The sequence below is a fragment of the Janthinobacterium sp. genome, from assembly GCF_031995485.1.
Classification (GTDB): domain Bacteria; phylum Pseudomonadota; class Gammaproteobacteria; order Burkholderiales; family Burkholderiaceae_D; genus Janthinobacterium.
Window position 1 is genome coordinate 20,046 of the sequence record NZ_DAMAGB010000067.1, and the last position, 6,329, is coordinate 26,374.

A 6,329-nucleotide genomic window follows, 5' to 3' on the forward strand; every position below is an offset into this window, starting at 1 on the left:
GCCACGTGCGTTCGCACCAGGGCGTGTTCGGCGCCATCTTCCGCCACAAGGCGGCGCGCGAGGAGGAGGCGGCCATCCGCCAGCGCGCGATGGAACTGCTCGATTTTGTCGGTATCGCCCAGTTCGCCAGCCGCACGGCGCGTTTCCTGTCGTACGGCGACCAGCGCCGCCTTGAAATTGCCCGCGCGCTGGCAACCGACCCGCAACTGCTGGCCCTTGACGAGCCTGCGGCCGGCATGAACGCTACCGAAAAGCTGGCCCTGCGCGAGCTGCTGGTGAAAATCAAGGCCGAAGGCAAGACCGTGCTGCTGATCGAGCACGACGTGAAACTGATGATGGGGCTGTGCGACCGCATCACGGTACTCGAATACGGCAAGCGCATCGCCGAAGGCCTGCCAGCCGACATACAACAGAACCAGGCCGTCATCGAGGCTTACCTGGGAGGATCGCACGCATGAGCAATGTTTTGAAAGTGTCAGGCCTGAGCGTGGCGTACGGCGGCATCAAGGCCGTCAAGGGCATCGACCTGGAAGTGAACCAGGGCGAGCTGATTGCCCTGATCGGCGCGAATGGCGCCGGCAAGACGACCACGCTGAAAGCCATCACAGGCACGTTGCCTGCCTGCAAGGTCGACGGCACCATCAGCTATATGGGCGAGTCGCTCAAAGGCAGCAAGTCGTTCCACCTGGTCGAAAAACGGCTGGCGATGGTGCCGGAAGGGCGCGGCGTGTTTACGCGCATGTCGATCCGCGAAAACCTGATGATGGGCGCTTATACGCGCACGGACGCGGCCGGGGTCGAAGCCGATATCGCCAAATGGTTCGATGTGTTTCCGCGCCTCAAAGAGCGTGCCGCGCAGATGGCCGGCACCCTGTCCGGCGGCGAGCAGCAGATGCTGGCCATGGCGCGCGCGCTGATGTGCCATCCCAAGCTGCTGCTGCTCGACGAGCCGTCGATGGGCCTGTCGCCAATCATGGTCGAGAAGATCTTCGAAGTCATTCGTAACGTCTCTGCCGAGGGCATTACCATCCTGCTGGTCGAACAGAACGCCCGCCTGGCGCTGCAGGCGGCGCACCGCGGCTATGTGATGGATTCGGGCCTGGTGACGATGAGCGGCAACGCGGCCGACATGCTCGACGATCCGCGCGTGAAGGCGGCGTATTTGGGAGAGTAAACAAAAAATGCCCCGCGCGCAGCGGGGCATAATGGCATCCGTGGGGAAGAACAGGATGGATGCCGGGAGGAGCTGGTTCAGCCGGGCCGCCGTGGCGGCCCATGTCATTGCTTGCTGTGTTGATCAGGCAGCTTGTGGTGCCGCTTTGGCAGCAGCTTGCGTGAACTGGCTCACGGCCGAGGCCAGGTTCGCTTCGATGGTTTCGACGGCTTGCTTGCTCGATTTCGTGAACTGCTCGTAGCCTGCATTGGCGTTGCCGATCGCGCTTTTGAACAGAGCCACGGCGTTTTCCGAGCCGGCTGGTGCGTTCTTGGTCACTTCTTCAACCAGCGAGATGACTTTGCGGTTGGTTTCAGCGATTTGCGATTCAGCAGCTTTGCTGAATTCGGCCTGGACACCCGAAGTGATGGCAGCCAGGTGACGGCTGTAAGCGATGGCTTTTTCAGCGGTCGGCTGGGCTTGCGCGGCGCTCAGCGAGAAAAATTCTTGTGGATCCTTTGCAGCCAGCAGTTGCCTGGTGGTCGCGGTCGACTCTTCCAGCGTGGCCTTGGCGGCGGTCAGGTTCAGTTCAACGATTTTCTCGATGCTTTCGAAGGCCTTGCCCGTCAGCGACGAGAACAGGGCAAACTGGGCTTCCAGGTTGGATTTGGTAGCGGACGAGAACTGCTCAGGGATTGAAAACATTGTAAATCTCCAAAATATTAAAATCTGGTTAATTTGATGCTGCGTTTACCTTAGGGGGAAGCAGATGACGCTGTTTTTATCTGGCTGAACAAGTAATTGTGCAACGCAACAAACCCTATTCTACGGTGAAAAATAGTTAAGTCAAGTGAATCTTGTGCGATGCAACAATTGAATAGATTTAGGTCAAAAGTCTTTGTTTCCAAAGGAAAATATTTAATTCCCTGGTGTTAATTGTTCATTTATAAATCGGTTTTTGGAGCCGTTCCGGACCCGTCATGGCAGCCCATGTTAGACTTGATTCTCCGCACTGGCGCCAGCCGATGGTGCCGCCACGTTTGCCGAATTGTTCCCATGTCCAATCTTCCTTCCGCCCACAGCGCCAGCGATAAAACGGCCTTTCCTGCCAGCCTGGCGCCGATGGCCTTGCCCGCTTTTTTTGTCCTGTTATGGAGTACCGGGTTTATCGTTGCCAAGTTCGGTTTGCCGTATGCGCCGCCGCTGACGTTTTTATTACTGCGTTTCTTGGGCGTACTGGTGATTTTGCTGCCGCTGGTGCTGGTACTGCGCGCACCGTGGCCGGTGGGGCAGTTTCGCCAGATCGCCGTGGCCGGCATCCTGATGCAGGCTGGCTACCTGGCCGGCGTCTGGTGCGCCATCAAGCTGGGCATGCCGGCCGGCCTGTCCGCGCTGATCGTCGGCATGCAGCCCGTGCTGACGGCCTGCGCCGCGCCCTTGATTGGTGAGTCGGTGCGTCCACGCCAGTGGCTGGGCCTGTTTTTCGGCCTGCTGGGCGTGGCGCTGGTGGTGTACGCCAAAATCGACCTGGTCGGGTTGACTTGGGCAAGCGTGCTGCTATGCGTGTTTGCGCTGCTGTCGATGACGGCCGGCACCATGTACCAGAAACGCCATTGCCCGCAGTTTGATTTGCGCACTGGCACCGTGTTGCAGTTTGCCGCATCAATCGTGGTGGTATTGCCCTTCGCCCTGTACTACGAAGGCCTGGATCTTGCTTTTACCAATGTGCAATGGACCCATAACTTTATCGGCGCCCTGTTATGGTCGATATTGGTGCTGTCGATCGGCGCCATCTTCCTGCTGTTCGCACTGATACGGCGCAGCGACGCCACCAAGGTGACCGGCTTGCTGTACCTGACGCCGCCCACCACGGCCGTGATGGCCTGGCTGATGTTTGGGGAAGCATTTAACATGTTGGGCATTGCCGGCATGCTGGTGGCCGTGATCGGTGTGGTATTTGTCGTCAAGAAATGACAATAAACAGGTTTGACACAAGGAATCACATAGTCAAATGGAAATTCGTTTGTGGATCGATAATGCATTGTGTTTCATTGCCGCAATAAATGCTGCCGCAAGTGTTAAATAGGCTTGCGATTACTCTGCATTTCGCTACACTGCAATAATGCAACAGCTTCACGGGGAAATATTGAATGGCTAAGTTTAAATTCGCGCTGGGCCTGCTGGCTTCCCTGCTGTTCGCACTGGCACCGGCTGCGGCCGTCCAAGCCAAGGAAGCGGGCAGCAAGTCCTCAGCCGCCAAGAAACAAACTAACAAGAAAGTCAAAGTGGTCTTGCGCAAGGGAGCGCGCGCCACGGGCACGCGTGCGATCGCCGCGCCGCGCGAGAAAGCCGTGCGCCGTGTCGTCACCGTGCGTGGCAAGCGCAAGGTCATCTATCAGAAGGTGACCAGCGCCGCGGTGCCGATGGCGGCACCGATGCCGACCATGGGCGACCTGGCCGGCCTGAACCTGACGCGCGATCCGCTTGACCTGAAGTCCAGCGTGGCGCTGGTGCTCGACCAGAGCAATGCGGAAGTGCTGTTCGAAAAGAATTCCAATGTGGCGCTGCCGATCGCCTCGATCACCAAGATGATGACGGGCCTGGTGGTGGTGGAAGCAGGGCAGGACATGGAAGAAGTGCTGACGATCACGGACGACGACGTCGACCGTGCCAAGTTCAGCAGTTCACGCCTGAAAGTGGGCTCGCAACTGACGCGCGCCAATATGCTGCATATCGCCCTGATGAGCTCGGAAAACCGCGCCGCCTCCGCCCTGGGCCGCAATTATCCGGGCGGCCTGCCGGCCTTTGTCAACGCCATGAACGCCAAGGCACGCAAGCTGGGCATGAATGACACGCGCTACGTCGATTCGAGCGGCCTGTCGAAAATGAACGTGGCCAGCGCGCACGACCTGGCCAGGCTGGCGATGGCCGCCTTCCAGCAGCCGCTGCTGCGCCAGTACTCGACCGACCCGAAAGCCATTGTGGAAGCGAGCGGCCATCCTATGCAGTTCGGTAACACCAACCACCTGGTGGCCAATCCCGGCTGGGAGATCGGCTTGCAGAAAACCGGTTTTATCAATGAAGCAGGGCGCTGTTTGCTGATGCAGACCGTGATCGAAGGACGCTCGGTGATCATGGTGTTCCTCGACTCCAAAGGCAAGCAGTCGCGCACGGCCGATGCGGGACGCATGCGCAAGTGGCTGGAAGCTTTGAAGCCAGGTAATCTGGTTCTGCCAGGCGGTTGATTACCAAGGCAGTTTTCATTGTCATGCCGTAAGTTAAGCTGACCGATGTATTAAAGGCAAGGCATAAAAATGGCGGGCCGGAGATGCCGGCCCGCTTGGCCCGATGCGCCCGAGCGGGCGGCTGGGGTTTTAATCCGTTTTGCGGGTGCGCTTATGGCGCAGGGACGCTGACTTATTACATGGCAGTTTTCACTGCCTTTTTCAATTCTGCGGCATAAAGCCTAGTGTCACGGAAATCTGGTTCGCCGTTTCCACCAGGTCCACCAGCCACTCGTCCTGCAGCCGGTCGGCCGGCGCCGAGATCGACAGGCCCGCAATCAGCTTGCCCGAGTCGTCGCGGATGCCGGCCGCCATGCAGCGCACGCCCAGCTCCAGCTCTTCGTTGTCGCGCGCATAGCCGTTCTCGCGCACCTGGCTCAGCTCGCGTTCCAGCTTCAGCAGATCCGTGATGGAATTCTTGTTGTGTCCGGCCAGGCCCGTGCGCGTGGCATAGGCGCGGATCGCCTTCGGCTCATCGACGGACAGGAACAGCTTGCCGGTCGAGGTCAGGTGCAGCGGACCGCGTCCGCCAATGGCGCGCACCACCTGCATGCCGGAGCGTTCGGAAAACGCGCGGTCGATATACACGATCTCGTCGCCCTGGCGTACCGACAGGTTGATGGTTTGCTGGGTTTTCTTGTGCAGCTGGCGCATGAAGTCGAGCGCCGCTTCGCGCACGCTGAGGCGGCTTTTCACGACATTGCCCAGTTCCAGCAGGCGCATGCCCAGCCGGTACGTGCCCGGCTCGATGCGGTCGACGAAGCGCGTCAGCACCATGTCGTTCAGGATGCGGTGCGCGGTGGACGGATGCAGGCCCGAGACTTTGGACAATTCCTTCAGGCTGACCGGGTCGGTATATTTGGCTAGCGCGTCGAGCAGGGCGACCATGCGTTCGATGACCTGGATGGTCGTCTTGGGCGCCGCGACGGGTTCAATTTTCATGGCGAATTTGGTGCGATGCAGTATTCATGCCGTACTTTATACCATGATGTGAAAAAATAGTGAACTGCCAGGGGCATGATGGCAAAAGATTGTCACAATTCCTACTGTGCCAAGGCATAATCGAGTCCACTATCGGCCATCCATATAAATCCATGCAACCTGTAAATGACTTCAAGAGCAAGAGCGGCCTCAAGCGCATCTATTCCGCGTTCTTTTATTCCATCGACGGCCTGAAAGCGGCCTGGCGCGGCGAGCATGCGTTCCGCCAGGAGCTGGCCCTGTTCGTGGTCGGCACCGTGATCGCCTTGTTCCTGCGCATCTCCGCGTTTGAAAAACTGGTATTGATCGGCGTGCTGCTGCTGGTATTGATCGTGGAGTTGCTCAATTCCGCGCTGGAAGCCGTGGTCGACCGCATTTCACTGGACCGCCATGAGCTGTCGAAGAACGCCAAGGATTTCGGCAGCGCCGCCGTGCTGCTGACCTGCCTGCTGGCGTTCGCTGCCTGGGCCGTCGTGCTGTTCAACCGCTTTTATTAACTGAACTATCCCCGTTAAAAGCCATTCATATGCGAAAATCGCATATCAAATGGTGAAACGCTTCGTTCTCTTTATGAGCGAAGCGCCGTAATCTGGTGGCTCTGAAAGCTTAACCACACGGGGATCTTCGATGTTGTCGAAAAAAATAATCATTGCCGCCGCCATCAGCGCTTTTGCGGTTCTGCAAACAGTGCAAGCTGCCGATATCACGCTGCTCAACGTGTCGTATGACCCGACGCGCGAGCTGTACCAGGATGTGAATACGGCGTTTGCCAAGGAATGGAAAGGCAAGACGGGCGACAACGTCAAGATCAAGCAATCGCATGGCGGTTCCGGCAAGCAGGCGCGCGCCGTGCTCGACGGCCTGGAAGCGGACGTGGTCACGCTGGCCCTGGCCTACGACATCGACGCGCT

The 6,329-nt window shown here is 58.6% G+C and carries 8 protein-coding genes; 6 read left to right on the forward strand and 2 right to left on the reverse strand.

The features are described from left to right. Positions 1–458: ATP-binding cassette domain-containing protein (locus tag RTQ46_RS25610; RefSeq protein WP_312440417.1), on the forward strand; the 458-nt coding region annotated here is incomplete at its 5' end. Next, on the forward strand, positions 455–1,174 hold the full coding sequence (locus RTQ46_RS25615; protein WP_312440418.1) for an ABC transporter ATP-binding protein: 720 nt from the start codon (positions 455–457) through the stop codon (positions 1,172–1,174). The genes RTQ46_RS25610 and RTQ46_RS25615, both read left to right, overlap by 4 nt. Positions 1,175–1,297: 123 nt before the next feature. On the opposite strand, the gene RTQ46_RS25620 is transcribed toward RTQ46_RS25615, so the two are convergent. Further along, a complete protein-coding gene (locus tag RTQ46_RS25620) occupies positions 1,298–1,858 on the reverse strand; it encodes a phasin family protein (RefSeq protein WP_312440419.1) in 561 nt (186 codons plus the stop codon). A gap of 351 nt (positions 1,859–2,209) precedes the next feature. Here RTQ46_RS25620 and RTQ46_RS25625 point away from each other — a divergent pair, with 351 nt between their 5' ends. Both RTQ46_RS25625 and pbpG read left to right on the forward strand, forming a co-directional pair. Next, positions 2,210–3,127: a DMT family transporter gene (locus RTQ46_RS25625; protein ID WP_409518375.1), complete on the forward strand. Its 918-nt coding sequence runs from the start codon at positions 2,210–2,212 to the stop codon at positions 3,125–3,127. Between the two features lie 176 nt (positions 3,128–3,303). Further along, positions 3,304–4,398 (forward strand): D-alanyl-D-alanine endopeptidase, encoded by a 1,095-nt coding sequence (pbpG, locus tag RTQ46_RS25630; RefSeq protein WP_312440420.1) that lies wholly within the window; start codon positions 3,304–3,306, stop codon positions 4,396–4,398. 201 nt (positions 4,399–4,599) lie between these two features. Here pbpG and RTQ46_RS25635 read toward each other — a convergent pair whose 3' ends face one another. Further along, positions 4,600–5,379, reverse strand: coding sequence for an IclR family transcriptional regulator (locus RTQ46_RS25635; RefSeq protein ID WP_312440421.1), 780 nt, complete (start codon positions 5,377–5,379; stop codon positions 4,600–4,602). Positions 5,380–5,531: 152 nt separating this feature from the next. Here RTQ46_RS25635 and RTQ46_RS25640 point away from each other — a divergent pair, with 152 nt between their 5' ends. Next, entirely contained in the window at positions 5,532–5,915 is a 384-nt protein-coding gene (locus tag RTQ46_RS25640) for a diacylglycerol kinase (RefSeq protein WP_312440422.1), read from the forward strand. A gap of 130 nt (positions 5,916–6,045) precedes the next feature. After that, positions 6,046–6,329: substrate-binding domain-containing protein (locus RTQ46_RS25645; RefSeq protein WP_312440423.1), on the forward strand; the 284-nt coding region annotated here is incomplete at its 3' end.

Excerpts from the sequence above, each read along its gene's own strand:
- RTQ46_RS25615 (WP_312440418.1), top strand. The coding sequence starts at position 455 with ATGAGCAATGTTTTGAAAGTGTCAGGCCTGAGCGTGGCGTACGGCGGC.
- RTQ46_RS25620 (WP_312440419.1), bottom strand. The coding sequence starts at position 1,858 with ATGTTTTCAATCCCTGAGCAGTTCTCGTCCGCTACCAAATCCAACCTG.
- RTQ46_RS25625 (WP_409518375.1), top strand. The coding sequence starts at position 2,210 with ATGTCCAATCTTCCTTCCGCCCACAGCGCCAGCGATAAAACGGCCTTT.
- pbpG (WP_312440420.1), top strand. The coding sequence starts at position 3,304 with ATGGCTAAGTTTAAATTCGCGCTGGGCCTGCTGGCTTCCCTGCTGTTC.
- RTQ46_RS25635 (WP_312440421.1), bottom strand. The coding sequence starts at position 5,379 with ATGAAAATTGAACCCGTCGCGGCGCCCAAGACGACCATCCAGGTCATC.
- RTQ46_RS25640 (WP_312440422.1), top strand. The coding sequence starts at position 5,532 with ATGCAACCTGTAAATGACTTCAAGAGCAAGAGCGGCCTCAAGCGCATC.